General features: G+C 40.2%; 3 protein-coding genes and 1 pseudogene. 1 reads left to right on the top strand and 3 read right to left on the bottom strand.

Translation table 11 applies throughout. From position 1 onward, the window contains the following. The 3 genes and pseudogenes from AC5V8P_RS25160 to AC5V8P_RS25150 all read right to left on the bottom strand — a co-directional run. Window positions 1-205, bottom strand: a 205-nt coding sequence (locus tag AC5V8P_RS25160; protein ID WP_495474010.1) for a hypothetical protein, incomplete at its 3' end; no start/stop codon positions are given. Window positions 206-208: 3 nt separating this feature from the next. Next, a pseudogene (locus tag AC5V8P_RS25155) lies at window positions 209-511 on the bottom strand (PTS sugar transporter subunit IIA); the annotation flags it as partial. Then, window positions 490-882, bottom strand: coding sequence for a PTS transporter subunit EIIC (locus AC5V8P_RS25150; protein ID WP_495474011.1), 393 nt, complete (start codon window positions 880-882; stop codon window positions 490-492). The pseudogene AC5V8P_RS25155 and the gene AC5V8P_RS25150, both read right to left, overlap by 22 nt. Window positions 883-1528: 646 nt before the next feature. Between AC5V8P_RS25150 and AC5V8P_RS25145 the strand changes: the two genes are divergently transcribed. Continuing rightward, window positions 1529-2309, top strand: a 781-nt coding sequence (locus tag AC5V8P_RS25145; protein ID WP_495474009.1) for a HAMP domain-containing protein, incomplete at its 3' end; no start/stop codon positions are given.

The raw sequence follows: 2309 nt of genomic DNA, 5'->3' as shown, positions 1-2309 counted from the left end.
AAAAAAAGCGACCCTTCAATCCGAAGATTACTATATCACAAAGCCAACTATTTTTGTAGGTTTTATTGAATAAAAATAATAAAGCTGCTTCAGCTGTAGGCTTTAGGTAAATGCCAAAACAGCAAGCCTTCGTAAGAATGAAGGCTTGCTGTTTGTTATTCTGAACACAACGGTTCGTATTCAATTTAGGCGTAGAATTTTCCAACGGTTAGACAATCACTGTGTATAGCAGTTCTTGTTCCTTAACCACTTTATGCTGATTTCCAGCAGGCTCCAACTCTCTATACTGATCCACATTCGTAACAATAACAGGCGTAATCGTTTCGTAACCAGCCTTGCGGATTTCCACCAGATCAAACTCCAGTATAAGGTCGCCTACCTTCACGCGATCTCCTGCTTTAAGATGAGACGTAAAATGAAGTCCTTTTAGTTTAACCGTGTCCATCCCCACGTGAATGAGCATTTCAAGTCCTGAATCACTCACCAAGCCTACAGCATGCCCGCCAATACTTCCGCATCGTCAAAAAGTGAAGCAAAACCATCCGACAAATTATGTGCCAGGGTCGTCCACAGCGGGCCAAAAACAAACAGCAATAAAGGTACAATAACGATAAGCGTCAATGTCGGAACGACCAGCAGTTGAATTGAATAGCGGTCGAACCTTTTCAATCCTTTTTCAATCTTCGATGCAAGCCAGACACCAATAAGGATCAGTATAAAAGAAGCGAGATACTGTTGCTCCACCACGGGTAAACCGTCTGAGTTCATTTTCAGGCTGGATTGCAGCAGCTCTATAATGCCGGGAGAATAAGGGCAGGCCCCAATTGCCGCCGCAATAAATATATTGCTACCAAGCTTTCTTGCTGCATTGATCGCTATCATTACGGGCAAAAAATAAAATACGCTTCCACCAATTAGCAATGGCAAGAGCGGAGTGAATACGCCTGAGATAAAATCAAACAGACGACTGATTGGGTTCTCTCCTTTTACCTGCGAATTTATTTCATTGGAAGGTAATTCACGATCCATAACAGCCTTTTCCCCTTTTTATATGTATATTGAAGGCCACATCCGAACTTATTAAAGCGAGCTTAGCAGAAGCTTGTATAAAGTGGCATTCCTTATATACTTATATTTCCTCTTTTCTACAATAGTTATAAAAACACAGATAAAGCTTTTTAAATTTCTTATTTCTGATAATTCACATCAAACTTACATCTAAACACCCAAGACCATAGTTTCATATTTTTTGTTTCTTTTTGGGCAAATATGACTATTCAACCGTCTGTTAATTATGTAAAATAGGTCTAACCTACTTTTTAGTAAATCATGGATTACTTCCCTTTCTCATTCTTGTCCCTTGAATACAGCTGAAATATACATAGAATCCGAACATTTTCAGTCTTTTCTTCAAGTAAAGAAAGGAAAACAAGTAGATCATGGCTGTCTAGTACCTCATTGGACAAGCGGCCTACATCAAGCAGGACAATCGTCTGTTTTATTACCATTATGTGAGAGGAGAATTTTCATGAAGCTTTTTAATCGTTCTCTAGGCGCAAAATTACGGATTATGTTTTTGTTGATTCAGCTCTTTGCGTCCCTTTTGTTCAGCATCAGTTTCTATGCAGTAGCTATGAGTATCATTAATAGCAGTGTCATGCCTCAAGTAGATCAATTGCTAGAAACTGGGGCAAAAAATGTGTACCAGGATCTCAATATTTCCTTAGCGGTTCAGGCTGGTCAAGGAAGTGGTTCTGATTCGGGCTCTGCTATGCAGATGGAAGCTTATCTTCAGGACAAGGTCGACACCCTCAAATTAGAATCGGCATATATTGCGGTTCTGAAGGATGATGGTAAGGCCGAAGTTGTCGCACGAAACGTAAAATCAGCGTACAAGGTTAAAGATACGCTCGTACCTGTGGAAGATATCAAAAAAGCAAAACAAGGCGAGATGAATATTAGTGACATGTACAGTGATTCGCACGGAATTCACAAAACCGCCTTCTTTGCCATATCGGGCAGTAATCTAGTTCTTGGCGTGAACGAGGATGTCGGATTTGTACAGGAAAAATCCCAACAAATACTATGGATTTGCATAGGTATTACCTTGGTAACACTCCTGCTAGGCGGAATTATTTCTACCCTTGTCATACGTAAAGTTGTGCAGCCCATTGCCGAATTGGTTCGTCATAGTGAAAAAATTGCCCAAGGTGATCTGTCGCAAGAAGCGAAAGTTCATGGTGTTAATGAAATTGCTCAACTTGCCCGCAGCTTCCAATCTATGTCTCATAACTTAAAAGAAATGATTG

The organism is Paenibacillus sp. N119s (genome assembly GCF_059447605.1).
Note: the sequence above shows the minus strand (reverse complement) of the source record. Positions and strands in the feature narration are given on the sequence as shown.

Coding starts and splice junctions, on each gene's coding strand:
- AC5V8P_RS25150 (WP_495474011.1), bottom strand. CDS start 882: ATGATAGCGATCAATGCAGCAAGAAAGCTTGGTAGCAATATATTTATT.